The sequence below is a fragment of the Natronomonas gomsonensis genome (genome assembly GCF_024300825.1).
Lineage (GTDB): Archaea > Halobacteriota > Halobacteria > Halobacteriales > Haloarculaceae > Natronomonas > Natronomonas gomsonensis.
This window is the reverse complement of record NZ_CP101323.1, coordinates 2,175,209-2,200,413: the sequence shown is the minus strand read 5'-3', so window position 1 is coordinate 2,200,413 and position 25,205 is coordinate 2,175,209. Positions and strand designations below refer to the sequence as shown.

Annotated in this window: 26 protein-coding genes; 17 read left to right on the top strand and 9 right to left on the bottom strand. The window is 65.5% G+C overall.

Features of this window, described 5'->3' with window-relative positions; all coding sequences use genetic code 11:
- Positions 1-16: 16 nt before the first annotated feature.
- Complete coding sequence (locus tag NMP98_RS11775; protein ID WP_254857852.1) at positions 17-2,353, top strand: alpha/beta hydrolase; 2,337 nt, start codon at positions 17-19, stop codon at positions 2,351-2,353.
- On the opposite strand, the gene thrC is transcribed toward NMP98_RS11775, so the two are convergent.
- Together thrC and NMP98_RS11765 are read right to left on the bottom strand one after the other, a co-directional pair.
- Complete coding sequence (gene thrC / locus NMP98_RS11770) at positions 2,350-3,663, bottom strand: threonine synthase (RefSeq protein WP_254857851.1); 1,314 nt, start codon at positions 3,661-3,663, stop codon at positions 2,350-2,352. The genes NMP98_RS11775 and thrC overlap by 4 nt on opposite strands.
- Positions 3,664-3,851: 188 nt before the next feature.
- Positions 3,852-4,100 carry a DUF8001 family protein gene (locus NMP98_RS11765; protein ID WP_254857849.1) on the bottom strand — a complete coding sequence of 83 codons (249 nt, stop codon included), beginning with the start codon at positions 4,098-4,100 and terminating at the stop codon, positions 3,852-3,854.
- Between the two features lie 126 nt (positions 4,101-4,226).
- On the opposite strand from NMP98_RS11765, the gene NMP98_RS11760 reads away from it, so the two are divergent.
- Complete coding sequence (locus NMP98_RS11760; RefSeq protein ID WP_254857847.1) at positions 4,227-4,394, top strand: DUF7331 family protein; 168 nt, start codon at positions 4,227-4,229, stop codon at positions 4,392-4,394.
- Here the strand turns inward: NMP98_RS11760 and npdG are convergent, their stop codons facing one another.
- Positions 4,395-5,063: an NADPH-dependent F420 reductase gene (gene npdG / locus NMP98_RS11755; RefSeq protein ID WP_254857846.1), complete on the bottom strand. Its 669-nt coding sequence runs from the start codon at positions 5,061-5,063 to the stop codon at positions 4,395-4,397.
- Between the two features lie 119 nt (positions 5,064-5,182).
- On the opposite strand from npdG, the gene NMP98_RS11750 reads away from it, so the two are divergent.
- The 6 genes from NMP98_RS11750 to NMP98_RS11725 all read left to right on the top strand — a co-directional run bounded on the left by NMP98_RS11750 (position 5,183) and on the right by NMP98_RS11725 (position 11,961).
- Positions 5,183-6,802 (top strand): ABC transporter substrate-binding protein, encoded by a 1,620-nt coding sequence (locus NMP98_RS11750; RefSeq protein WP_254857844.1) that lies wholly within the window; start codon positions 5,183-5,185, stop codon positions 6,800-6,802.
- A gap of 87 nt (positions 6,803-6,889) precedes the next feature.
- Complete coding sequence (locus NMP98_RS11745) at positions 6,890-7,876, top strand: ABC transporter permease (protein WP_254857842.1); 987 nt, start codon at positions 6,890-6,892, stop codon at positions 7,874-7,876.
- Positions 7,873-8,931, top strand: a complete 1,059-nt coding sequence (locus NMP98_RS11740) for an ABC transporter permease (RefSeq protein ID WP_254857840.1) — start codon at positions 7,873-7,875, stop codon at positions 8,929-8,931. The genes NMP98_RS11745 and NMP98_RS11740 overlap by 4 nt, the downstream gene beginning before the upstream one ends.
- A 1-nt stretch (position 8,932) precedes the next feature.
- Positions 8,933-10,093, top strand: a complete 1,161-nt coding sequence (locus NMP98_RS11735) for an ABC transporter ATP-binding protein (protein WP_254857836.1) — start codon at positions 8,933-8,935, stop codon at positions 10,091-10,093.
- Positions 10,086-11,468 carry an ABC transporter ATP-binding protein gene (locus NMP98_RS11730; RefSeq protein ID WP_254857834.1) on the top strand — a complete coding sequence of 461 codons (1,383 nt, stop codon included), beginning with the start codon at positions 10,086-10,088 and terminating at the stop codon, positions 11,466-11,468. The genes NMP98_RS11735 and NMP98_RS11730 overlap by 8 nt, the downstream gene beginning before the upstream one ends.
- 37 nt (positions 11,469-11,505) lie before the next feature.
- Positions 11,506-11,961, top strand: coding sequence for a DUF7529 family protein (locus NMP98_RS11725; protein WP_254857832.1), 456 nt, complete (start codon positions 11,506-11,508; stop codon positions 11,959-11,961).
- Here the strand turns inward: NMP98_RS11725 and NMP98_RS11720 are convergent.
- The 3 genes from NMP98_RS11720 to NMP98_RS11710 are packed head-to-tail and all read right to left on the bottom strand — an operon-like array spanning position 11,958 to position 13,401.
- A complete protein-coding gene (locus NMP98_RS11720) occupies positions 11,958-12,155 on the bottom strand; it encodes a hypothetical protein (protein WP_254857830.1) in 198 nt (65 codons plus the stop codon). The genes NMP98_RS11725 and NMP98_RS11720 overlap by 4 nt on opposite strands.
- Positions 12,152-13,015, bottom strand: a complete 864-nt coding sequence (locus NMP98_RS11715; protein WP_254857829.1) for a TIGR01548 family HAD-type hydrolase — start codon at positions 13,013-13,015, stop codon at positions 12,152-12,154. Before NMP98_RS11715 ends, NMP98_RS11720 begins: the two co-directional genes overlap by 4 nt.
- Positions 13,012-13,401, bottom strand: a complete 390-nt coding sequence (locus tag NMP98_RS11710; RefSeq protein ID WP_254857827.1) for a UPF0146 family protein — start codon at positions 13,399-13,401, stop codon at positions 13,012-13,014. Before NMP98_RS11710 ends, NMP98_RS11715 begins: the two co-directional genes overlap by 4 nt.
- 39 nt (positions 13,402-13,440) lie before the next feature.
- On the opposite strand from NMP98_RS11710, the gene NMP98_RS11705 reads away from it, so the two are divergent.
- Complete coding sequence (locus tag NMP98_RS11705) at positions 13,441-13,962, top strand: archaemetzincin family Zn-dependent metalloprotease (protein WP_254857826.1); 522 nt, start codon at positions 13,441-13,443, stop codon at positions 13,960-13,962.
- A 46-nt stretch (positions 13,963-14,008) separates the two neighbouring features.
- Here NMP98_RS11705 and NMP98_RS11700 read toward each other — a convergent pair whose 3' ends face one another.
- On the bottom strand, positions 14,009-14,290 hold the full coding sequence (locus NMP98_RS11700; protein WP_254857825.1) for a winged helix-turn-helix domain-containing protein: 282 nt from the start codon (positions 14,288-14,290) through the stop codon (positions 14,009-14,011).
- Between the two features lie 195 nt (positions 14,291-14,485).
- On the opposite strand from NMP98_RS11700, the gene NMP98_RS11695 reads away from it, so the two are divergent.
- Positions 14,486-14,803 (top strand): EMC6-like membrane protein, encoded by a 318-nt coding sequence (locus tag NMP98_RS11695; protein WP_254857823.1) that lies wholly within the window; start codon positions 14,486-14,488, stop codon positions 14,801-14,803.
- Entirely contained in the window at positions 14,803-16,647 is a 1,845-nt protein-coding gene (locus NMP98_RS11690; RefSeq protein ID WP_254857821.1) for a ribosome biogenesis/translation initiation ATPase RLI, read from the top strand. Before NMP98_RS11695 ends, NMP98_RS11690 begins: the two co-directional genes overlap by 1 nt.
- A 21-nt stretch (positions 16,648-16,668) precedes the next feature.
- On the opposite strand, the gene ygfZ is transcribed toward NMP98_RS11690, so the two are convergent.
- Both ygfZ and NMP98_RS11680 read right to left on the bottom strand, forming a co-directional pair.
- Positions 16,669-17,754, bottom strand: a complete 1,086-nt coding sequence (ygfZ, locus tag NMP98_RS11685) for a CAF17-like 4Fe-4S cluster assembly/insertion protein YgfZ (RefSeq protein WP_254857819.1) — start codon at positions 17,752-17,754, stop codon at positions 16,669-16,671.
- Positions 17,755-17,809: 55 nt separating this feature from the next.
- On the bottom strand, positions 17,810-18,112 hold the full coding sequence (locus NMP98_RS11680) for a DUF6432 family protein (protein ID WP_254857817.1): 303 nt from the start codon (positions 18,110-18,112) through the stop codon (positions 17,810-17,812).
- A gap of 119 nt (positions 18,113-18,231) precedes the next feature.
- Here NMP98_RS11680 and NMP98_RS11675 point away from each other — a divergent pair, with 119 nt between their 5' ends.
- From NMP98_RS11675 to NMP98_RS11650, 6 genes are all read left to right on the top strand, one after another.
- Entirely contained in the window at positions 18,232-18,939 is a 708-nt protein-coding gene (locus NMP98_RS11675; protein WP_254857815.1) for a DUF7093 family protein, read from the top strand.
- A 44-nt stretch (positions 18,940-18,983) separates the two neighbouring features.
- Positions 18,984-19,376 carry a DUF5611 family protein gene (locus NMP98_RS11670; RefSeq protein ID WP_254857813.1) on the top strand — a complete coding sequence of 131 codons (393 nt, stop codon included), beginning with the start codon at positions 18,984-18,986 and terminating at the stop codon, positions 19,374-19,376.
- Positions 19,377-19,430: 54 nt separating this feature from the next.
- Entirely contained in the window at positions 19,431-20,807 is a 1,377-nt protein-coding gene (gene thiD, locus NMP98_RS11665) for a bifunctional hydroxymethylpyrimidine kinase/phosphomethylpyrimidine kinase (protein ID WP_254857812.1), read from the top strand.
- A gap of 229 nt (positions 20,808-21,036) precedes the next feature.
- Positions 21,037-22,056, top strand: coding sequence for a TAXI family TRAP transporter solute-binding subunit (locus NMP98_RS11660; protein ID WP_254857811.1), 1,020 nt, complete (start codon positions 21,037-21,039; stop codon positions 22,054-22,056).
- A gap of 1 nt (position 22,057) precedes the next feature.
- Complete coding sequence (locus NMP98_RS11655; RefSeq protein WP_254857809.1) at positions 22,058-22,534, top strand: DUF1850 domain-containing protein; 477 nt, start codon at positions 22,058-22,060, stop codon at positions 22,532-22,534.
- Complete coding sequence (locus NMP98_RS11650; RefSeq protein ID WP_254857807.1) at positions 22,528-25,197, top strand: TRAP transporter permease; 2,670 nt, start codon at positions 22,528-22,530, stop codon at positions 25,195-25,197. The genes NMP98_RS11655 and NMP98_RS11650 overlap by 7 nt, the downstream gene beginning before the upstream one ends.
- Positions 25,198-25,205: the final 8 nt, after the last annotated feature.

Genomic DNA, 25,205 nt, shown 5'->3' with positions numbered 1-25,205 from the left:
GTCGAAGGGACGGGATATGTCTCAGGAACGCCGTGATGGCGACCGTACCGAGGGGTCTCCCTCCTCTCCGCCTCGGCCCGGTCCCGACGCCCTGTACGGCACCAACCCCACGCCGCCGCAGTTGGAGAACGGCGAGGGGTGGGACGCCGACCCGCTTCTCGTCTCCGGTCACGACGCCTACCGCGACGGTGAGTACCTGTATCAGGACTACGTCTACGACGACCACGGCGCCGACACGCGCCACTTCACCGCTGGGTCGCCGGCGAACGCCGACTCGCTCGGCGGCATTCTCTCACAGCCGACCGGGGACTTCCACTACCCAAACGACGGCGAACGCTACAGCTACAACGGCGCGGACTTACTGGAGTTTCGGGCACGGCCGACGGCGGATGGCGTCACCTACCGCATCACGCTGAACACGATGCTGGAGCCGGATGCGGCGGCCGTCGCCATTGGCATCGATACAGGGGGCAGCGACGGTCGAACCGACTGGGGGTACGGACTCGGTGAGTTGGGGGCGTCGGTCGACCACCGACTCGTCGTCTGGGGAACGGGCGCCGAACTCGACGGCGACCCGCTCGAAGACGACCGCGTCACCGTCGACGTGCGCCGAAACCAAATCGAGGTGGAGGTACCGCTGGACCCCGAAGACGAGACGTGGCGACACTACTGTGTCACCGGTCTCTGGAACGCCGAGGAGGGCGGATTCAGACAAGTCGCGGTCAGTCCGGACGAGGATACGCCCGGCGGCCTGAAGAGCAACTCCCAAGACGTACCGCCGGTGTTCAACGTCGGCTTCCGATTCGAGGAACCGTACGACCGACACGTCGGCCCGCTCGATATCGGTCGCGGCCTCTTCGACGCACTCGACGTGACCGGCATCGGACACAACCTCCTGGACCTCGTCTGGGACCGCTCGGCGCGCGTTCTCGGGGAAGGGAACTGGCGTGAACACGCCCAATCGCTGGCACTCGCCGACCGCGACATCTCGCAGTTCCACGCCGACATCGACTTCGAGCGGCTCCGCGAGGGGACGACCGACGACGCGTCGTTCGAGGCCGGCTTTCACTCGCTTCTGTACCCCTCGCGGTACTACCTCGGTGAGGGCGTCGACCCCGACCACGACGTACTGGAGGGTCGCATCCAGCCCTACAACGTGTACGTCCCCGAGAACCTCGAAGAGCCGGCGCCGATGGTGTTGCTGTTGCACTCGCTGGGCGGTGCCTACACACAGTATGCGGTGTACATGCCGAACCTCGTCAAGCAGTTGGCGGAGGCCCAAGGCGCCGTCGTGTTGATGCCGCAGGCCCGCGGTCCCGGCCGCTGGTACAAACGCGAGGCGGAACTCGACATCTTCGAGGCGTGGCGCGACCTCGAAACCCGCGTCGACATCGACCGCAGTCGCGTCACCATCTCGGGATACTCGATGGGTGGGTTCGGGACCTGCATGCTCGCCGCGCAGTGTCCGGACCTATTCGGCCGCGGCTTCTCCGTCGTCGGGCCGCCCAGCGAAGACCCCATCGAGGGTCTCACCGGCGGCCTGCTGAAGGCGCCGTCGAAACTCACGAACGACCTCTTCGGCGGCGAGGGCGGCGGCGACGTACTCAACGTCTTCGCTCAAGACCCAGAGAGCGCCCTCGAAATCACCGACAACCTCCGGCACGTCCCGATGCTCATCTGGAACACCGTCGGCGACCCGCTCGTTCCGGTCCTCTCGCCGGAAAACTACGCCCGCAAACTCCGGCGCCACGGCTACCGCTATCAGTTCGACGTGTTCCCGGTCGCGACGCATCTCTCCCTCGGCATCCGCGACCAGTGGGACCGGGCGCCGGAGTTCATCGCCCGCGGGAAGGTCATCCGCAATCCCCGGCGGGTCACCTACCGACAGGTGCCGGAACTCGACCACCCCGAGGTCGGACTCGTCCACGACGGCGCCTACTGGGTTTCGGATATCGTCACGCAGGACGGCGAGGACGCCGGTCTCGTCGACGCGCTCTCGTTGGCCGACGGCTACGGCGACCCCAATCTCCGGCGGTTCCGGCGCGTCGGGCAGACGCCCCAGCGCCACCTCAGCCGCGGTCTCCAGTGGGAACAGCCCGACATTGACCAACGACGCGGCCCCGAAAACGCCCTCGAAGTCACGCTGGAGGGCGTCGCCGAGGCCACGCTGTGGGTCGAGGAAGCGGGTCTCGACACCGACACCGAACTCACGCTCCGCATCGACAGCGACAGCGAGGCGACGCTGACGCTCGCGACGCCGTTCGACACCCACGACATCGAGGTCTCGGCGGGCGAATCGACCGAGACGCTGGTTCTCGACGACGAGGCCGAAAAGAAAGCCGCGACTGCCTAGAACAGGCCGCGAAGTCGGCCGAGCAGTCCGCGCCCGCCCTCTCCCGTCCGCTCGCCGGCGAGATGTGCGAGCACCGCGTCCGTGCTGTTCGGGACGGGTTCGGGGTCGCTGCCCGCCGCCGCCGCGGCGTCGGGGTCTTTCAGCAGGTGGCCGGTCGTCAGACACACCACGTCCTCGCCCGACCCGACATCGCCGGACTCCCGCAGTTTCCGCAGGCCGGCGACCGATGCCGCGGAGGCGGGTTCGACGCCGATGCCCTCGCCAGCGAGGTCACGCTGGGCGGTCGTAATCTCCTCGTCGGAGACGGCGACGGCGGTGCCACCGGTTTCGCGGATGCCCGGCAGCGCCTTCGGCGCGTTGACGGGGTTGCCGATGCGGATGGCCGTCGCGATGGTCTCGACGTTCTCCCAGCGTTCGGTGTCCTCGGCGCCCGACTCGATGGCCTCGACCATCGGGGCGGCGCCCTCCGCCTGAACGCCGGTGAGTTTCGGCACGTCGCCGGGTGCCAGGTCCCCCGAAGCGACCAACTCGCGGAAGCACTTGTACAGCGCGGCGGTGTTGCCCGCGTTGCCGACCGGCAGAACGATGCGGTCGGGGAACCGCCCTTCGTCGTCGCGGAACTCCTCGAGGATTTCGAGGCCGATGGTCTTCTGGCCCTCCAGTCGGAACGGGTTCAGCGAGTTCAGCAGGTACGCCTCCCCGCGGTCGGCGAGGTCCTGGACGATGTCGAGACAGGAATCGAAGTTGCCGTCGACCTCCAGAATCCGGGCGCCGTGGAGACTCGCCTGTGCGATTTTCCCGGCGGCGACCTTGCCGGCGGGGAGAAGCACGAGCGTTTCGAGGTCGGCGCGGGCGCCGTAAGCCGCCAGCGCCGCCGAGGTGTTGCCGGTGGAGGCACACGCCAGTCGGTCGACGCCGAGTTCCTGTGCGACGCGGACGCCGACGGTCATCCCCCGGTCCTTGAACGACCCGGTGGGGTTCATCCCCTCGTGTTTCACCCGAAGGTTGCGGACGCCGAGGTCGGCTTCGAGGCGTGGCGCTTCGTGCAGCGGCGTCGCGCCTTCCGGCAGGGTGACGCCCTCCTCGAAAGGAAGGGCGGCGTTGTAGCGCCAGACGCCGCGGCCCTCGAAGTCGTCGAAGGTCGGGTAACTGTCGTAGCGGGCTTCCAGCAGGCTGCCACACTTCTCGCAGGTGTAGATGATGTCGTCGAAGGGGGCGTGGTCGTGGCCGCATCCGATGCAGTGGAGCCAGACGCCGTCGGTCGCCACGTCGGGCGCCTCGGGGTTCGCCGGGAGCGTGAGGTCTGCCATTGACGGGAATGCGTCGTGGAGTCGCAAAAAGGGGGTGGGTTGCGAGGCGCGAACGAAGTGAGCGCCTCGGGGATGCCGAGCGGGGAGCGCGAGGCTTCTCGCTTCGCTTGAAGCCTCGATGGGCGAGCGGCGACCGATGGGACCGCGAGCAGCGAAGACAGGAATCGGACGAAGCCGAGCGCTACACGTTAATTGGCGCCGGCTTCTTTCACGTACCCGTAGTGTCGCATACACTCCTCCATCTCGGCTTCGTCGTCGTGTTTGTGAAGGGTCGTCGGAGTATCACAGTAGTAGGTCGTGCCGTCGTAGCGCAGCGTCAACTCCTCCGGGCTGCCGAGAATCTCGGCTTTGACGACGAGGCGGTCGCCGTCGCGGAGACGCGCCAACAGCTCTTCGGCAGTGTACTTGCCTGCCTCAACGACGATTGGTTCGCTCATACGACTTCACATGGTGGCCTCCCACTTGATGACTTGCTCTGTCCGCCATGTGCATGACACTTGGTAACATTTATCACTTCTGCCGGCTAACGGATACCTGTAGGGCGATACCGCCCGCGAACGACAATGCCAGCACCAATCGAAAACAGCTCCGGCGGTGACAGCCTTCCGACTACCCACGACCGGTGTGCGGACCTCGAGCTCGAGGACGGAGCGGTCGTCATCTACGACACGAAGAACCACAACGCGTGGATTCAATCCGACGACGCCGTCGAGCTGTCTGTGCTGGCGTAGTTACTGGAACTTCACGCCGAGGTCGTGCAATCCGTCGTTTTCCATTGCGACGTTGATGAGAAGCGGCGTCACCGCCTCGACCTCGGCGGCGTTCGAGAGTCCGCCGACATCGAGCGCGCGCAATCCCTCGATTTCCTCGGCGAGGTCGACGACCATGTCCTTGGCATTGGCGTCATCGCCGAAGACGAGCGTGTCCCACTCGAAGGTGCGGTCGAGGTTCGAGAGACCGCCTGCGGGGAGGTTGTGGAACGCTCCGACCAGTGGCACGTCGTCGGGTTTCGCCTCCTCGACGAGTGCGGCGACGCTGCCAGCACCGGGACGGTTGTAATGGAACCCCTCGTCGTCGCGCTTCATGCCGACGGCGGGCGTGACGAGGATGGTTTCGTCGTCGAGTCGGTCGGCGATGTCGTCGACGGTGTCGACGAGGTGATACGCCGGGACGGCGAGGACGACCACGTCGGCGCGGTCGGCCGCCATCGCGTTCTCGAAGCCCTTGATGTCGGTGTCGACGCCGCGGCTATCGAGTTCCGTCTCGTACTCTTCGGCCTTCGTGCGTGCCTTCTCGGGGTCACGGGAGCCGACGAGCAGTTCGTGGTTGGTGTCGTAACTCCACCTGAGAACCAGTCCCTGCCCGATGTCGCCGGTACCGCCGAGGAGTGCGATTCGCATACGGGATAGTCGGCCGACTGTAGGGTAAGCGTTGTGTGACCGGCGACGGTTGCCTATCTCCGTACGGGTGTATCTTAAAAACACGAAGATATATGTAATACTTACCCATGGATGGCCGTATGTCGCGAGACATCGACCGACGAACGTTCCTCCAGTACAGCGGTGCCACCGCCGCAACCGCCGCCAGCGTAGGGTTGGCCGGGTGTGGTGGCAACGGAAACGGCAACGGAAACGGTGATGGAACGCCGTCCGGTGACGACACGCCATCCGACGGGGCCGACGCCGAACTCCGGACCTACGACGAGGAGTTGCCGGAGGACCCCTCCCGCGTCGAGGTCCTCCAGCACGCAAACGGCCTCGCGAACGCGCTCGCGCCGTGGGTGTACCTCCACCAGCAGTTCAGCATCTACGGCATCAACGACGACATCGAGTGGGATGCCCGCCCCGACGAGGACATCAACGTCAAGGAGTTCTCGACGGACAGAGACGAAATCACCATCTCGCAGGGACAACTCCTCGAGACGCTGGACCCGACCGGCGAAAACAGCACGCCACAGTACAACATCGTCGTCCAGGCTTACGAACCGTTCCTCTATCGAGACCGGGAGGGCCGGCCCATCGCACTTATCGTCTCCGACTGGGAGCGAACCGCCGAACAGGAGGTCAGACTCACGATTCGTGATGATGTGCAGTTCCACAACGGTGACGACATGACGGCCGAGGACGTCGCCTTCTCCATCAATCGGGCGAACAACCCGGACGTAAGCGAAGTCGCCGGCAACATCGGTGACATCGCCGAGGCGCGCGCCGAGGACGGCGATGTCGTCCTCGACCTCGATTCGGTTACGCCGACCATCTTCCGGAACCTGACCGTCTTCGGGCGCGTCCTCCAGCGGAGTTGGGTCGAAAACGAGGACAACGACATCGCCACGGAAATCAACGGCACCGGTCCCTACGAACTCGACGAATACGTCAACGACACGCGCGTCGCGTTCACGAAGTTCGACGGCTACTGGGGCGAAGCGGCAGACCCCAATTCGGTCACGTTCACCGCCATCCCCGAGAACGGCCCCCGCGTCGACGCGCTCATCGCCGGCGACTCCGACCTCGTCACCAACGTTCGACCGAGCGACATTCCCGACGTCGAGGGTGCCGAGGGCGTCGGCTACGACGACGTACCCTCGACGCGGAACATCTTCCTCGTCATGAACGATGTCGCCGAACCGTTCGATAGCCAGGAGTTCCGGCAGGCGATGAACTTCGCTGTCGACGTCCAGTCCATCATCGACAGCATCCTCAACGAGTTCGGCAACCAGACGAGCCAACCGACGTTGCCCGGCCACAACGGTCACAACCCCGACATCGACCCCTATCCGTACGACCCCGAGCGTGCCGAGGCACTCGTCGAGGAGAGCGGCCACGCGGGCATCGAAATCGAACTTCACACGCCCGTCGGTCGATACCTGCGAGATGCCGACGTCGCCGAGGCTGCGGCGAACCAGATTAACGAACTGGAGAACGTCACCTGCACCGCCAACCGGCGTGACTTCGGCGAACTCGTCAACGAACTCCTCGCCGAGCAGTCGGAATCGCCGGCGTTCTTCCTCATCGGCTGGGGGAACCCGACACTCGACGGCGACTACGCGATGTCGCCGTGGTTCACCGAGGGCGCCTTCCAGCACTTTAACAACGAGGAACTGGCCGAGTTGCTCCAGCAGGCACGGACCATCCCCGAGTAACGGCGGACGGCACCGTACCGTTCCCGGCCACCGAATCGTCGAATAACGGCGGTTTTTTGTAACCCGCCGGCAAGAATTGCGGTAGAAATGGGTCTCGCAAAGTTCCTCATAAAGCGCCTCCTTCAGGGAGTCGTCGTCACGTGGGGGGTCGTGACGGTCGTTTTCTTCCTGCGCTATCTCACCCCCGGGAACCCGACGGCGACGCTGTTGCCGCCCGATGCGGGTCCGGAGGTGCGTCGGCGCCTCCGTGAAAACCTCGGCCTCGACCAACCTCTGTACGTCCAGTACTACGACTACATCACCGACCTGGTGGTGCTGGACTTCGGCGAATCGATGTCCAGCGGTCGTGAAGTTGCTGGCCTCGTCGCGTCGCGACTGCCCGCGACCATCGAACTCGCCGTCGCCGCGACAGTCGTCGCGGTCGTTCTCGCCATCCCGCTCGGCGTCGTCAGCGCCCGCCGCCGCCGCGAACCCGTCGACTACGGCGCAACGCTGTTCTCGCTTGTCGGCATCTCGACGCCGAACTTCTGGCTCGGCGTCATGCTCATCATCTTCGTCGGCGTCCACGTCGATGTCATCCCGACGACGGGTCGACAGATGGGTCTCCAGACGGCGCTGTTCGCGCTGTCGAACGGCTCGGTTTCCGAACTCGGGCAGTGGGCCGCCCAACTGGTCCTGCCGGCCATCACGCTGGGGACGTACTTCACCGCGCTCATCACGCGACTCACTCGGAGCGGCATGCTGGAGGAACTCGGGCAGTCGTACGTGACGGCGTGTCGCGCCAAAGGCCTGCCCGAGACGCTCACCCTGTACAAACACGTCCTCCGGAACACGCTCATCCCCATCGTCACCGTCCTCGGTCTCCAACTGGGGACGCTCATCGGCGGCGCCGTCATCACCGAGACAGTGTTCGCCTGGCCCGGCCTCGGCCGCTTTCTCATCACCTCCATCAACAACCGCGATTGGACGTCGATTCAGGGGACCATCATCGTCATCGGCGTCGGATTCGTCCTCATAAACATCGTCGTCGACTCGCTGTACGCCTACCTCGACCCGAGGGTGACCGCAGAATGATATCCGAACGCGTCAAACGGAGCCTCCGACGGGAGTTCAAGCAGAACCGACTCGCACAACTCGGCGTCGTGCTCGTGTTACTGCTGTTCCTCGTGGCGACGTTCGCGCCGTTTCTCGCGCTTCACGACCCGACGACGACGCGAATCGGGACCGGCGGCACCGAGGACCTCTCGGAGTTGCCGCCATTGGGATTCTCCTACACCGAACAGCGCGTCACGCCGTCGGGCAGTGAGACCGTCGAGATAACCGCCAGACAAACCTTCCCGCTTGGGACGAACGCGCTCGGACAGGACATCTACTCGCGGTTGCTGTACGGTGCCCGCGTGTCGCTGCTCGTCGGATTGCTCGGCGCGTTGCTCGCGACGGTCATCGGCGTTCCGTACGGACTGGTCGCCGGCTACTTCGGCGACCGCATCGACGACGCGCTGATGCGGGGCGCCGACGTGATGTTGGCGTTCCCGTCGCTCGTCCTCGCCATCGCCCTCGTCGGCGTGTTCAGGGACTCCGACGTACACACCACGACGATTCCGGACCCCTTCGTCCACGCCGCCCGTTCGGACCTCGTTCCGAACGTGTTGATACCGCGTGCCGCACACGTCGCCGAGATGCCGGCTTCCTTTACCTTCCCGGTGACGGTGACGCTCGTCGTCGCCTTGGTCAACTGGGTGTGGTTCGCTCGGGTCGCCCGCGGCGAGGCGATGAGCGTCCGCGCCGAGGAGTTCATCAAGGCCGCACGGTCGGCCGGCGCCTCCGACTGGCGCATCCTCAGACAGCACGTCTTCCCGAACTCGCTGACGCCCATCATCGTGTTGGCGACGATTCAGGTGGCCGCTATCATCCTACTGGAGTCCGCGCTGTCGTTCCTCGGGTTCTCCGGCACCGACTTGACGTGGGGCGCCGACATCGCAGACGGCCGGAGCGACCAACGCTCCTACTGGTGGATAGCCACGATGCCGGGTCTCGCCATCGTCTTCGCAGTCATCGGCGTGAACCTTCTCGGCGACTGGCTTCGGGACGCACTCGACCCCTCCATCGAGGGGGAGGGGGGTGTCTGAGGTGGCGCCGAAACTCAGAATCGAAGGATTGACGACCCGATTCTTCACCGAGGAGGGCCAAATCAACGCCGTCGAGGACGTCTCCTTCAGCGTCGAGGAAGGGGAAGTGTTCGGCATCGTCGGCGAGTCCGGTTCCGGGAAGTCGGTGACGGCGCTGTCGCTCATCGACCTCGTCGAACGCCCCGGCGAAATCGTCGACGGGGCGGTGTGGTTCCGTTCGCCCGACCTCGCGGCGCGCATCGAGTCCGACGCGCCGGAGGCCGTCGACGGCGACTACGTCGACCTCCAGTCGCTGTCCGACGGCGAGCGTCGCGCGCTCCGTGGGACGGAGTTCTCGACGATATTCCAGGACCCGATGAGCAGTTTTAACCCATCGCTGACGGTCGGCGAGCAAATCGCCGAGGCCGTCGAGGTCCAGCGCCGGGCCCGGGCGAATCCGCGGTCGGTCCGCTCCCGGACACAGGGGTACGGACTGGCGAAGTTCGTCGGCGACAGCCTGCTTCCGACCCGGGACTTCGTCGACGACGCCTCCCACGACCGGGCGGTCGAACTGCTGGAGATGGTCGGTATCCCCGACCCCGCCGAGCGCGCCGAGGAGTACCCCCACCAGTTCTCCGGCGGCATGCTCCAGCGAGCGATGATTGCACAGGCGCTGGCCGGCGAACCCTCGATGCTGGTGGCCGACGAACCGACGACCGCACTCGACGTGACGATACAGGCGCAGGTACTCGACCTGCTTGCAGAGCTACAGGAAGACGTCGGCATGACGACGGTTCTCATCACGCACAACCTCGGCGTCATCGCCCGGATGGCCGACCGCGTCGGCGTGATGTACGCCGGCGAGTTGGTCGAGACAGGAACTCTCGAAGACGTGTTCGACGACCCTGTCCACCCCTACACGAAGGGTTTGTTGGGGTCGATTCCGGACCTCGATGGCACTGCCGACCGCCTGAAACCGATTACCGGAAACGTCCCCAGCCTCGTCGATTCGGAGATGGATGACCGGTGTTACTTCGCCGACCGGTGTCCGAGGGCGATGGAGGAGTGTCTGGAGAAACCGCCCGAGTTCGCCGTCGATGGCGAGCACACGGCGATGTGTTATCTGGCCGACCACGACTACGAGCAAGCCGACGCGCTCGAGGAGGGATACTTCGATGAGTGACGACCACGGACCGACGCCAGTGTCCGAGTGGGCGGATGCGACGGCGGCCGACCGCCCGCTCGTCCGGGTACGGAACCTTCAGAAGCACTTCGACACTGAGGACTCGATACTGGACCGACTGTTCGGCGATACGACGAATCCGGTGCGGGCCGTCGACGGCGTGAGTTTCGACATCCGAGAGGGCGAAACGCTCGGTCTCGTCGGTGAATCGGGCTGTGGGAAGTCGACGACCGGCGAGACGCTGTTGCGACTGCTCGACCCCACGGGCGGCACCGTCGAGTACGACGGCGAGGACCTCGCCGAACGCGGGGACCTCTTCTCGTTCCGGCGTCGGGCCGGCGTCGTCTTTCAGGACCCCTTCTCCAGTCTCGACCCCCGAATGACCGTCGGTGCCTCCATCCGACAACCGCTCGACATCCACGACTGGCCGTGGCCCGAATCCGACGTGGACACCGCCCGCCCGGATGACGAACTTCGCCGAGAGCGAGCGGCAGACCTCATGGAGCGGGTCGGTCTCTCGGCCGACCAACTCGACCGATACCCCAACGAGTTCTCCGGCGGGCAACGCCAGCGCGTCGGCATCGCCCGCGCGCTCGCGCTCGACCCCGAGTTCCTCGTGTTGGACGAACCCACCAGTGCGCTGGACGTGAGCGTTCAGGCACAGGTGCTCAATCTACTCGAGGACCTCCAGGACGATTTCGACCTCACGTATCTGTTCATCAGCCACGACCTCAGCGTCATCCGGCACATCTGCGACCGCGTGGCGGTGATGTATCTCGGCGAAATCGTCGAAATCGCACCGACCGAGGAACTGTTCGCGAACCCCCAACACCCCTACACGGAGGCGCTGTTGGAGAGCGTTCCACGGGCCTCGACCGACGAGCGCGACCGCGACATCGAACCGCTGACCGGCGACGTTCCGTCGCCACGGAACCCGCCCTCTGGCTGTCGGTTCCGGTCCCGGTGTCCGAAGGTGATTCCGCCGGCCGACCTCGACCTCACGCAATCGCAGTACCGCGCGGTCATGGACGTTCGCCGTCGCATCGAGAATCGCGACGTGAGCCTCGACGGGCTGGAACCGTCCGACGGCGACGCTGTCGAGGCGCTGTTCGACCGACTGCTCGAAGGGGTCGATTTGCCCACTTCGGAGCGAACACACCTTCGGGAGGCCTTCGAGGCCCTCGTCGAGGGAGACTTCGAGGCCGCCGCCGAAACGCTCCGCGAGCGCTACACCAGCGTCTGTGAGCGACGCCACCCGGACGGCGAGCGGGCGGCCTGCCATCTCGACGCCGACGATGTCCGACTGGACGCCGACGGCAACGGCGTCTGGGTCGGAGAGGAACTGGACGCCCCCGTCACCGACACCGATTCGTGACCGTCGGGCTTTTGCCGCCGGCCGACACGGGACCGGTATGAACGCAGACGGGCCCCCATCGGTAGTCACCGACCGCTGGCAGGAACTGCTTGAGGACGCCGACGCCATCGCCGCCGAGTACCGCGACGATGGCTGGGAGACGCTCGTCGTCCATCCCGGCGATGTGACGCCGGTCACCGGCGACCCGTTCGGACTGGACGTGCTCGCCCCCGGTGACGAGTTCGAGACGCTGGAAGCGCTCGTCGAGGCGGCCACCTTCGATACGTCTCACGTCTACCGCACGGAGGAGGGCGGCGTGCGGTTCTTCATCGTCGCAAGCGAGGCGACAGCCGAGGAAACCGCCGTCGTCGTGCCGGCGTTTCTCGCCGCCCGAGAGGAGACCGAACTCGCCGAACGAGCGACCGAAGCGGGCGTTATGTACACCCACATCCGTCCGCTGTCGGACGAAACGCGGGTGACGTTCTCCCACGATGACCCCGAGTTGTTCTTCTAGCTCCAACCGCGCTCGCCGCCGCGAACCGTCGAGAGCCACCCGACGAAAACGCCCGCAAGCGGTAGAGCCACGACGATGCCGAGCGCTGCGAGGGTGAGCCGTCCCCCGACCGTCGCGTCGGAGACGGAGACAAGCGAGGAACCGACTGTGGCGGCGACTGCCGCGCTCCACACGAGGAGTCGTTCGGCGCTCATTCGAGCAGGTCGGGGAGGTCGTTGACGCTGTCGAGGACCGCGCTCGCGCCGGCGCTTTCGTAGCGGCGGCGGCCCTCCTCGCCGGTGAGGCCCCCTGTGAGAACGCCGATGCCGTGATACTCCCGTGTCGAGTCGGTGTCGGCGGCGTTCGTCGCCGTGCGGATGTCGTCGAGCGTGTCGCCGACGAAGGCGATTCGGCTGGCATCGAACCGCTCGGCGAGGGTCACGAGCGCCTCCGGGTCGGGCTTTCCGGCGTCCCAGTCGTCCATCGTGAATCGGTGGTCCTCGGCCACTTCGAGGCCGACGCGGTCGAGTGCGATGTCGGCTTCGGCGCTCGGACGGCCGGTGAGGACCCCCACATCCCACGATTCCAGCGCCTCGCGCGTCGAGTCATCGAGCAACACCGGCTCGTCGTGGATGAACCCCTCGGTGTCGAGGTCGGGTTCCGAACCCTCCAGTTGCCGGTACAACTCGGAGCCGAGATACAGTTGCTGGAACACCTCCCGGAGCCGCTGTCGGTCCCAGTCGGCGAGTATCTGCTCGCGTGCGGCCGGTTCGAGTTCGTCGGCGATGGCCGTCCGGGCGGCGTCCAAGCCGCCACCGGAGGCGGCGATGAGACCGGTGTACGTCTCGATGCTCAGATACGGCTTCTCGCGGGTGGCGAGGACGTACAGCGCGGCGGCGTAGGTCAACTCCCAGTCGTTGTTGAAGCCGCCGGCGTTCTTGAACGCCTGAATGTCGGCTTTCTCGATGGTGTCGCCGTAGACGTGTTCGATGGATTCGACGATTGCACGGCGATAGGAGTCGGCCACGTCGACCAACACGCCGTCGATGTCGAGGATGATTGCGTCGACGTTCATGGGTGTACTCGGAACAGGGTCTCGTCTTCGAGTGTCTCCGTCGTTGCGTCGACGACGGCGGGGTCGCCCCCGAGGGTCGTGAAGAAACACGCTGCCTCGGCCGCTTCTGCCGCCTCGGCGAGCGGCCGCTGGAGTTCGGGCGGGCAGTTCAGCGCGTACACCGCCTCGGCGTCCCGATACAGCGTCACGTCGGGGTCGGTCACGTCGTCGCGGACGAACCGCACGCCCGAGGGGGTCGGGCGCTCGTGGATATCCGTCGCAGTAACCGTCCGTCCGCGCTCGGCGAGGCCGGCCGCGACGTCGGTTCGGTTCCCGACGCCGACCTCGACGAGGCGGTCGAACCCGGCGAGGCGGTCGACGAGCGTCGCCTTCGAGTCGGTGTGCACGTCGGGATGTTTATGAACAGCCGTATCTAATCTTTTCCCATGCACGTCGACATCGTGCCGGTCGGTGATGTCTCTGCCGCGGTCAAGCGGGAGGCCTCCAGCGGACTGCGATCCGTCTACGACTGTGAGGTGACGATTCACGACGGCCAACCCATCCCCGACGGCGCGTTCGACCCCGGTCGCGAACAGTATCGCGCCGAGGAGTTCATCGAACTCGCGGGCCGAATCGGCTCCGGAGAGAAGAACATCGCCATCACGCCGAAGGACCTCTACTACCGGCGCCGCAACTACGTCTTCGGGCTGGCGTACCTCTCCGGCAACGGCTCGGTCATCTCGACGTACCGGCTCCAGACCTCCTCGGACGGCGGCTTCTCGAACAAGTCCGCCGGCGACATCTTCTCCGACCGCGTCCGCAAGGAGGTCGTCCACGAAATCGGCCACACGCTCGGCCTCGAACACTGCGACAACTCTCGCTGTGTGATGAGTTTCTCCCCGACCGTCCGCGAGGTCGATGTCAAAGAGGAGAACCTCTGTGGGAGTTGTCAGCGGCTCGTGCTCTGATTCGACAGCCGGCTCTCACGGCCCGAAGCGACACGAAAACGTCCGTTTAGTCGTCGCAGCTGGCGGTGTCGGTGCCGCCGTCGGCGGCCGCCTCGACCGGCGCCTGAATCTCATAGAGGTTCTGTCTCGCGTCCGCGAAGTACACGTCCTCGGAGACGATGTCGATGTCTTCGAGTCGTTCGAGGGCGTAGCGGACGGTTCGGGCGGACAACATCGATTCCTCGACGATGCCTTTCTGGGTCATCGGTCCGTTGTACTCGAGGACCTTGTAGACGAGTTTCGCACTCGGTGGGAGGTCTTCTAGGTTTTCGCCGTCAGAATCAGCCATTTGTACCCTAAAAGAGGCGAGCCAGAGGTATAAACATTGACCCAAACAGGTCGGGTATCGACCTCGAAACTGCCGAAAACGGGCTTGATGAACCGTGAAACCTGTGTTTGTCATTCAGTCGATTGGTTTTCCGGTCGTCGGCTCCGATAGGCCCGGAGCGAACCGCTTTTGGCTACGGATGGCTGACGTGGGTGTATGGCAACCGATACGGCCGAACGCAGGGTCGCACACGTCCGTGGCGTCACCGTCACGGCGCTGGCGTGTCTCGCCGGCGTCGCCGCCGCGCTCGTCTCGGCGACCGTCGCGAGCGGGGCCGACGACCCCCTCGGCGTGTACGTCCTCGCGGGCGCCGTCATCGTGCAGTTCCCGCTCCTTCGCGTCTTCGAGATGGCGGGGATAGACCTCGATGTCGACGAGTTCGGCGTGAAGGACTACCTGTACGTGGCGTTCATGACCTTCGCGCTGTGGTTCGTTTGCTGGGCGATTCTCCTCCAAACGGGGACGAGCCTGTAATGACCGACGACAGCATCGCCGTCGTCGACCTCGACCGGTGTCAACCCGACCGGTGTAACTACGAGTGTGCGAACTTCTGCCCGCCGAACCGCACCGGAGAGGAGTGTATCGTCACCCGTGAGGAACGGCACGGCGAGGAGGGACTGTACGCCGGCGCCCCCGACCAAGTGTCTATCTCAGAAGAACTGTGTCTCGGCGAGACCTGCGGCATCTGCGTCGAGAAATGTCCCTTCGACGCGCTGGAAATCATCAACCTCCCGCAGGAACTCGACGAGGACCCCACCCATCGATACGGCGAGAACGCCTTCTCGCTGTACGGGCTCCCCGCCCCACAGGAGGGACGGGTCACCGGCATCCTCGGTCCGAACGGCATTGGGAAGACGACGGCCGTTCACGTGCTGGCCGCCGAAATCACGCCCAACCTCGGGGACTTCGAGGACGACCCCGACTGGGATACCGTCCTCGACGCCTACCGAGGCACCGAACTACAGGAGTACCTCGAAGACCTCCAGGAAGGTGACGTGACCGTCGCCCGCAAACCGCAGTACGTCGACAAGATTCCCGACACCTTCGACGGGAAGACGAGCGAACTGCTGGCCGGCGTCGACGAACGCGGCGTCGCCGACGAACTGGTCGAACGGCTCGGCATCGAACCGGTCGTCGACCAGCCCATCGACACGCTGTCCGGCGGCGAACTCCAGCGGGTCGCACTCGCCGCGACGCTTGTGCGGGACGCCGACTTCTACTTCCTCGACGAGATTACGCCGTATCTCGACATCGGCCAGCGCGTCACCGCGGCGCGACTGATTCAGGAACTCTCCGAGGACGACCGCTCGATGCTCGTCGTCGAACACGACCTCGCAGTGCTGGATTTGCTCGCAGACGCCCTCCACGTCGCCTACGGTGAACCGGGGGCATTCGGCGTCATCACGCCGCCGAAATCGACGAAGGGCGGCATCAACCAGTACCTTGAGGGATACCTCGAAAACGAGAACATGCGCATCCGCCCGGAGTCCATCGAGTTCGAGGAACACGCTCCCCGAACCGAGACCTACGGCGACACCCTCGTCGAGTACCCCGCGATGCGGAAGTCCTACGGCGACGGCGAGTTCTCACTGGACATCGACGCCGGCGAGATACGACAGAACGAGGTCCTCGGCATCGTCGGCCCCAACGGCATCGGGAAGTCGACGTTCGCGAAGATTCTCGCCGGCCGCCTCGAACCCGACGAAGGCGAGTTCGACGCCCGCCTCGACATCTCCTATAAGCCCCAGTACGTCGAAATCGACCAGCCGATGCGGGTGGATTCGTTCCTCCGCTCTATCACCGACGACTTCGGTTCGTCGTACTGGAACACCGAAATCGCCCAACCGCTGCAGTTAGAGCGCATCTTCGAGCAGAGCCTCACGGACCTCTCCGGCGGGGAACGCCAGCGCGTCGCCATCGCGGCGTGTCTCTCGAAGGAGGCCGACCTCTACCTACTCGACGAACCTTCCGCGCACCTCGACGTCGAACAGCGGGTGTTGGCGACGCGGGCCATCCGACGCTACACCGAGAACCACGGCGCCACGGCGATGGTCATCGACCACGACATCTACATGATTGACCTGCTGTCGGACCGCCTGCAGGTGTTCGAGGGGACGCCCGCCGACCACGGCCACGCCGGCCAACCGATGGGGATGCGCGAGGGGATGAACACGTTCCTCGCGAACCTCGACGTGACGTTCCGCCGTGACGAACGTACCGGCCGACCGCGCATCAACAAACCCGGCTCACAGAAGGACCGCGAACAGAAGAAGGCCGGCGAGTACTACTACGCCCCGACCGACGACGACGGGGAGTAAGCGGCTCGATTTTCTCCGGTTTCAGACGTACTCGGGAAGCCGCCGTGAGCGTGCCGACCCTTCGACGAACGGCAACTCCACGCGGTCGGCGAGGATGTCCTCGCCGTCGACGCGGACGGTGAGTTCCTCGGCGTCGAGGTCGAAATCGACGAATGCGAGCGCGATGGGCGCGTCGAGTGCGGGGCTGTGGTCGCCTCGGGTGACCTCGCCGACGTGGCTGTCGCCGGCGAACACCGCCGACCCGCTCGCCGGCACCGCTTCGGGTCGAAGCCCGACGAGTCGCCGCGAGGGACGACCCTGGTTCGCTATCTTCGAGACGACCTCTTGGCCGACGTAACAGCCCTTCTGGAAATCGATGGCGTTCCGCAGGCCGAGGACGTTCGGGACCGTCCCTTCGAGTTCGGCCTCGAAGGTTGGCGTCCCGGCCTCCAGCGTGAGGTAATCGAGCGTCCGGTAGCCGAACGGCGCGGCGTTGAGGCCGTGGTTGACCAGGGCGTCGAAGACGTCGTTCGCGTCCTCGGCCGTACAGATGACCTCATAGCCCTCTTCGCCAGTGAGGTCGTCGGTGCGGACGACGGTCACGCCCCAGTCGCCGACCGTCCCGCGGACGAAGGAGAGGGGTTCGTCCGGCGACCCCGGCCCCGTCAGCACCGAGGCGATTTTCTCGGTGGCTTTCGGGCCGTGGACGCCGAAGACGCCGAAGTCGTCGGTGGCGACCCGTACCTCGACATCTTGGATAAACGTCTTCTCGGCCCACTCCTCGGCGAGATCGTCGGCCCGCTGTGGCGGGGCGAAACACAGCAGTCGCTCCCCGGCGTTGAACACGTAGAGGTCCGTCTCGATACCGCCCTGGGAATCGAGCAATAGCGCGTAGACGCCCTGTCCGTCCTCGCTCGGGACGCGATTGGAGACGGCGTTGTCGACGAACTCGATTCGGTCGTCGCCGGTCACCTCGACGACGCCGTACCCCATCTCGATGACGCCGACGACGTTCCGAACCGCGCGGTGGACGCGCTCGGGGCGACCGTAGTGGTCGACGACCCGGCGGCCGCCGCGTTCGGTGAACGTCGCACCGTGGGATTCGTGGATGTCCGCGACGACTGTCATTGCCGCAACAAAGGCGATGCGGCGGTAAAACAGCGACGCATCGCGGCGGACGGACTCACAGCCCGAGTTTCTCGCGAATGCGACGGAACAGCGAGGGGCTGCTGTCGCTTTCGGTACCGTTGCGGTCGGGAACGACGCGCTCGTCGGGATAGATGCGCATCCGCTCGTCGTCGTTCTCGACGGTGATGAGGCCCTCTTCTTTGAGTTCGGCGAGTGCGTCCTCGATGGCGTCGATGTCGGTGCCGACTCCCGACCGCAACTCGAACACCGTCATTCCCTCCTCGGTCCGGTCGACGAGCGCATCGAGGACTGCGACTTCGGTGTCGTCGCGGTCGCGATACTCCCGCTTCGCCTGCATACACGAGCGTTCGCCCGGGGTGGTCTTAACCGTTCGCCGGCACACGCCGGGTGTGGCGCTCCGGAACCCCGGGGTCCGTGTCTCAAGTTTTATACCCTCTACACGGCCACACCTTCCCAATGGGACTGAAGTGTTCGCTACTCGGCCACGCCTTCGAGCCCGCCGACGTCGAGCGGGAGCGGGAAGAACAGGGCAGCGAGGTCGTGACCGTCGTGCGTGAACTCGAACGGTGTACGCGCTGTGGGGCCGAACGGGTCGTCTCCGAAAGCACCGAGGTGACCGCCGTCGTCGACCCCGAAGACGTGGGACTCGACGAGGAGGTGTCCCCGGCCGACGTCACGGCGGACGACGTGGAAGGGTCCGAAGGTGTGGGGACGTTCGACGGCGTCGTCGAGCGGAGCGGCGCGGCCGACGACGAAGACGCCGAGACCGCCTCCGACGCCTCGGAGGGGTGGTCATCGGCCGAGGAAACGCCCGATGCGCCCGACGAGGAGAGCGAGTTCGAGGCGCGTGACCCCGAAGAGGAGGACGCAGAGATTCTCACCGACGACGGCGAACCGGAGCGGGCGCCCGGTCAGTGGCCCGACGACCCTGACGATGGGCCGTGGGACCCCGAGAGCGATTCCGTGGTCGACGCCGACGCGGTCGACCCCGACCCTGAAGAGGATCTAGACCCCGACTCCGAGGAGGAACTGTCGGGCATCACGGTCCCTGAGGGCGTCCTCGTCTGTGAGGAGTGTGGGTTCCACGTCGATGCCGAATCCGCCTACCGCGACGGCGACCCGTGTCCGGAGTGTGGGTCGTGGTTGCAACTCGAACGTGAGTGAAGTACCTCGAAAACGGTAAACCACAGCGCGTCAATACTCGGCCCATGGAAGAGTACAAGATGCGTCGCGGCGAGTATCTCGAAGAGCGCGTACCGGACCTCGAAGGCACCATCGAGGAGTACTTCGGCCCGATTTCGGCCACCGAGGAGTTCAAAGGAAGTGACCTCTTCGTCGTGGAGGAACCGAAGAACCCCGTCTTCGAGCGCGTCGTCGCCGGCGCGGTCACGTACTCGGGTAAGAAGGACAAACTCGCCGTCGACTTCGTCGAGCGCGACCTCGAGGACCTGATGGAAACCGGCGATGTCGACGCTGCTGGCGACGCCAACAACGCCAAAAACGACTTCCTGCTGGAGTGCACGGGTCGCGACGCCAAGTCCCGGCGGGAATCGATGAAGCGGGCCGTCGAGGACGACGCCGAGACGCCCGACGACGTCTGACTGGCTCGCTGCCGACCACCACGGATTAGTATTCTCTGGTGATAACACACGCTCATGACCGACACGCGCAGGAGGAACCCCACCGAGAAGCCGGTCGTCCTCACGATTGCTGGCAGCGACTCCGGCGGCGGGGCGGGCGTCCAGGCCGACCTGAAAACCATCGAGGCGATGGGCGGGTTCGGCACCTCCGCCATTACCGCCGTCACCGCTCAGAACACCCTCGGCGTCGAGTCCACGCACGTCCTCCCGACCGAGGAATTGGCGGCGCAACTCGAGGCGGTGCTGTCGGATTTCGACGTTCGCGCCGTCAAGACCGGGATGTTGGCGACGGCCGAACTCGTCGAGACGGTCACCGACTACGCCGCCGAGTTCGACTGTCCGCTGGTCGTCGACCCGGTGATGGTCGCGGCCTCCGGCGACCGCCTGCTCACCGAAGCAGCCGAAGCGGCCTACGATGACCTCGTCGCCGAGGCGACGCTCGTGACGCCGAACGCCGACGAGGCGGCGGTGTTGACCGACGTGACGCCCGAAGACGAGGCCGGCGCTCGGCTGGCGGGTCAGCGCCTGCTGACGGCGGGCGCCGACGCCGCCCTCGTGAAAGGCGGACACGTCCCCGGCGAGGAGGTCCTCGACGTGCTCGTCACCGCCGAGAGCATCGAGACGGCTCGCCACCCCCGAATCGACACCGAGGCGACCCACGGCTCCGGCTGTACCCTGTCGTCGGCCATCGCCACGCGACTCGCCCACGGCGAACCCCTCGTCGACGCGGTCGGCCGGAGCGTCTCGTTCCTCCAGCGGGCCATCCGGTATCATCACGACGCAGGCGAAGGCCCCGGCGCGGTGCATCACCTCGTCGCGCTCCGCAACGAGGCAGCCAGAGAGCCGACGGCCGAAACCGTCCACGACGCCGTCTCGTGGCTCGTCGCCGAGAACGTCCGGCCGCTGGTGCCCGAGGTGGGCATGAACGTCGTCGGGGCGACGCCGTACGCCGAAGACGAACGCGAGACCGCGGCCGTCGAGGGCCGCATCACGAAGACGCTCGATGGCGTCGAACCGAACCGTGGGATCCGATTCGGCGCCTCCAGTCACGTCGCACGGTTCTTACTCGGCGGCCGGGAGTTCTTCCCCGAGTTGCGGTTCGCGGTCAACTGCCGGTTCGGCGACGACATCGAGGTCGCAATCGAGGACCTCGGGTGGGACGTAACCGAGTACGACCGCGCCGCCGAACCCGACGACGCTGCGGGAACGATGGACTGGGCGGCCAGAGACACGTTCGGTGGTCGGAGCGACCCACCGGTCGCCGTCGTCGACCGCGGTGCCGTGGGCAAAGAGCCGATGACGAAACTCGTCGGTCGCGAAGCCTCGACGGTCGCCGAGCGCGTCGTCGAACTACGGGACGCCGTCGCCCGAGGATCCGACGAGGAGACGTAGGCGAGTCTCCGCTAGGACCCTTCTCGCTCCATCATCTCGGCCGTTCAAGAGTCCGTACGACGTGCTTTCGACCCGGCGAACGAACCGCGCTCACGGAGTCACGGTTCGTCGTTCCATGTCGCCTTCTGCGTTGTACGTTCCACATTCTCATTCAATAGTGTAACATGTATTCGGAAACATCGGAAGATGTTGGAAGCGTTTATTACTGGACGTGAGTATATACTGGGGTATGCGCGACGAACCCACAAACGACGGAATCAACCGACGAAACCTCCTCGGTGCTCTCGGCGCCCTCGGCGTCGCCGGAATCGCCGGCTGTACCGGTAACGGTAACGGCAATGGTAACGGTAACGGTAACGGCAATGGCAACGGTAACGGCAACGGCGAGACGGAGGTCATCCGATGGCACGCCGGCGGCACCGGTGGGACGTACTTCCCGCTGTCCGGTGAGTTCGAGACCGTCGTCGAGAACAACACCGACTACGCGATGGAGGTTTCGGCGACGGGGGCGTCCGTCGAGAACGTCGGCAGTCTCAGCAGCGGCGACGCCGACTTCGCGCTCATCCAGAACGACATCGCGTACTTCGCGAAGAACGGCACCGGTATCGACGCCTTCGACGGCAACGCAATCGAGAACCTTCAGGGTGTCGCAACCCTGTACCCGGAGACGATTCACATCGTCCTCCGACCCGACGCCGGCATCGAATCCCTCGCCGATATGGAGGGCATGCGCATCAACACCGGCGACCTCGGCTCGGGGACGCAGGTCAACGCGCTGCAGATTCTCGAATCCGCGGCGGGTCTGACCCCCGACGACTTCGAGGAGCAGAACACCGACTTCACGCAGGCGTCCAACCAGATTCAGGACGGCGACATCGACGCGGCGTTCGTCGTCGGCGGTTGGCCCGTCGGTGCAATCGAGGAACTCGCGACGACGGCGGACATGGAACTCCTCTCGCTGTCCGACGACGAGCGACAGACCATCAAGGACGCCGCCTCGTGGTTCGCCGACGACACCGTCCCCGCCGGCACCTACGAGGGTATCGACGAGGCCGTCGACACCGTCTCGGTGCAGGCGATGATTGCCACCCGATCGGAGTACGACGCCGACGTCGTTGAGAACGTCACCGCAGCCATCTTCGACAACCTCGACGACCTCACCATCAAGACGGACTTCATCAGCGTCGACAGCGCACAGGACGGCATGTCCATCGAACTCCACGAAGGTGCGGCCGCCTACTTCGAGTAACGTGTCCCGCCGGGTGTGGCTGGCGGTCGCTCTCGCAGTCGCGGTCGCCTGCGTCGGCGGCGTCGCCGCAACGGGGGCCGCGACCCAATCCGTCCTCGTCGTCAGCGAGGACGGCGACGACCTCCTCGTCACGCCCGTCGACAACGGAACCGAAGTCACCGTCGAGTACACTCACAGCGTCGAGAAGACGCTCGTCAGTGACGTGTACGCCGTCGACGGCGACCGACTGACGATGACGCGGATGGAGTTCAGCTCCTACGGTGCTGGGCTTCCGTCGACCGTCCCGGTCACCGAAATCAACGATAGATACGTCTATTACCCACCGGAACGGCACTACGACCCACTTCGTATCACGACCGGCTACGTGGCCGACCACGACCTCGTCGTCGGGGACCGGCGATACGACCTCGTCGACATCGCCGACGGCGGCACCGTCGAAATCAGCGTCGAAACACGGCTCAGAATCCCACAATGGTAGATGACGACCACGAAACCACGACCGACGAGGCGGCAGCCGAGGACGCCGACCAAGTCCTCGAAGAAATCGAACGGAAGCGTTCCCTTCGGGGGGCGGCACTCGTCGCCGTCGCGGCCGTCGGCATCACGTTCTCGCTGTTCCAGTTGTGGATAGCCGCCCGCGGGTTCACCTTCGAGGCGACGATTCCCGGCATCGGAACCTACCGCCTCATTTCGTTGCAGCAACTGCAACTGCGGGCCATCCACGTCAACTTCGCGCTCATCCTCGCGTTCCTGCTGTATCCGATTTCGGACGGCACCGGCGCCCTCTCGCGCCGCTTCGGCCGAGTCGCGCCGTTCGTCCGTGACCGACTCGGGGACCACCCGATTACCCGGATAATCGAGGGCATCCGGGGGGTGCTTCGCTGGGCGTTCCTCGACTCCGAACGCGACCGCATTACGCCGGCCGACATCGTCCTCATCGTTCTCTCGCTGTTCCCGACGCTGTACTACCTGACGCGGTACTCGGAGGTAATCGACGTCATCCGGGTGTTCGGCCTCCGCGGCGGCGCCCCGTTGGGCGAGTTGTACCCCATGTTCGAACCGCTCGCCATCGGCCCGCTTGCGACGTGGCCGTTCGGGTATCTGATGGGCGTCCTCGCGATTCTGTTGGTGTTGGAGGCCACCCGTCGGGCGCTGGGCGTCATGCTGATGACGCTCGTGAGTCTGTTCATCCTCTACGGCCGCTACGGCTATCTCATCCCCCGCGACGCGCCGGGCGTCGGACTGCTCGCGACCAGCGAACTGCGCTGGGACCAGGTCGTCCAGAACCTCTGGTACACCGTCGAGGGCATCCTCGGCGTTCCGGTCAGCGTCAGCGTCCGGTTCATCTACATCTTCATCCTCTTCGGTGCGTTCCTCGAGATGTCCGGCGCCGGCAAGTGGTTCATCGACCTCGCGTACTCGATGACCGGCACCAAACAGGGCGGCCCGGCGAAAGCCAGCGTCGTCTCTTCGGGTTTCATGGGGATGATTTCGGGGTCCTCCGTCGCGAACACCGTCACGACCGGCGCGCTCACCATCCCGCTGATGAAGCGCTCGGGGTACTCCCCGGAGTTCTCCGGCGCCGTCGAATCGTCGGTGTCCTCGGGCGGGCAGATTCTCCCGCCGGTGATGGGGGCGGCCGCGTTCCTCATCGTCGAGTTCATCGGCGTCCCCTTCCGTGATGTCATCATCGCGGCGACGCTGCCGGCAATCGCCTTCTTCTTCGGGATGTGGATTATGGTCGACCTCGAAGCCGGCAAACACGGCATCGGCGGTCTCTCGCGGTCGGAACTGCTGGACATCGGCCCGCATATGCGACGCGGGTGGTTCTATCTGGTTCCGCTCGGTCTGCTGCTGTACTACATCGTTATCGCCCGCCTCTCTATCGGCCGAGCCGGTTGGTTCACCATCGTCGCGACGGTCGCGCTCATTTCGGTGGTAGCGGCCTACAACCGGGACGCTGGGCCGGTTCTCGTCGGTGGCATCTTCGCTCTGTTCGTCGCGAGCGCCGTCTCGCAGTTCCTCGCGGGGACGACGCTTATCGGCCTCCTGCTCGGGGACGCTGGGGCGGGACTCGGTCCCAGCGCCGCCGTCCGCGCCGCCTTGCCGCAACTGGCGGTGATTGCCATCGGTCTCAGCGTGCTCACGCTGTTGGCCCGGCCGCGGTCGGAGGCACCGCTCTTGGAGTTAGATGACACCGTCACCGATACCGCGGCGGCCATAGACGAGCGATTCGGCAGCGAGATGGCGACATCGCGTGCAGGTTCGTTCGCCACGTTCATCGTCAAATCGCTCGACAACGGCGCGCGGACGGCGACCGTCGTCGTCGTCGCCGTCGCCGCCGCCGGCGTCATCCCCGGCATCATCAACCTCACCGGACTCGGCGGGAGCCTCCGGGCGCTCATCCTCGGCGTCAGTGGTGGGTCGTTCGTCGTTCTCCTGGTTCTGACCGGCCTGGCGGCCATCATCGTCGGGATGGGCATGCCGACGACGGTCATGTACATCATCATCGTCGTGTTGCTCGGCCCGACCATGCAGGAGTTCGGTGTCGCGCTGCTCGCTGCACACCTGTTCGTCCTGTATCTCGGCCTGATGGCCGACGTGACGCCGCCGGTCGCCGTCGCAGCCTACGCGGCCGCAGGCGTGGCCAAAGCCGACGCCTTCGAGACCGGCCGGATGGCGTTCATGCTGTCTTTGAACAAGATTCTCGTCCCGTTCGCGTTCGTCTTCGCGCCCGGCATCCTGCTGATTCGGAGCGGTGACACCGGCGGCGAATGGTCGGTGATGTCCTTCGCCGACTTCGCCGACCTCGGGTTCGTCGTTCCGGAGGTGCTGATTCCGGTCGTCGGGATGTTCGCGGGTGTCTACGCCCTCGGTGCCGCCATCATCGGCTACTATCGGACCGACGTGGGCAGACTCGAACGCGTCGGCTTCGGCGTCGCGGCGCTGCTGCTTTCGGTTCCCGGGATGTTGCTCATGCCGGCCGAAAGCGTCGCCGCACTCGCCGGAACCGAGATAACGCTGTACACGACGACGTTCGACATCGCGCTCCGCGCTATCGGTGGCGTGATACTCGTCGCACTCGCCGGCAAGAACCGCAGGCAGGCCGCCGGAGAGGAGTCGACCACCGCGACGGCCTGACGGGTGGG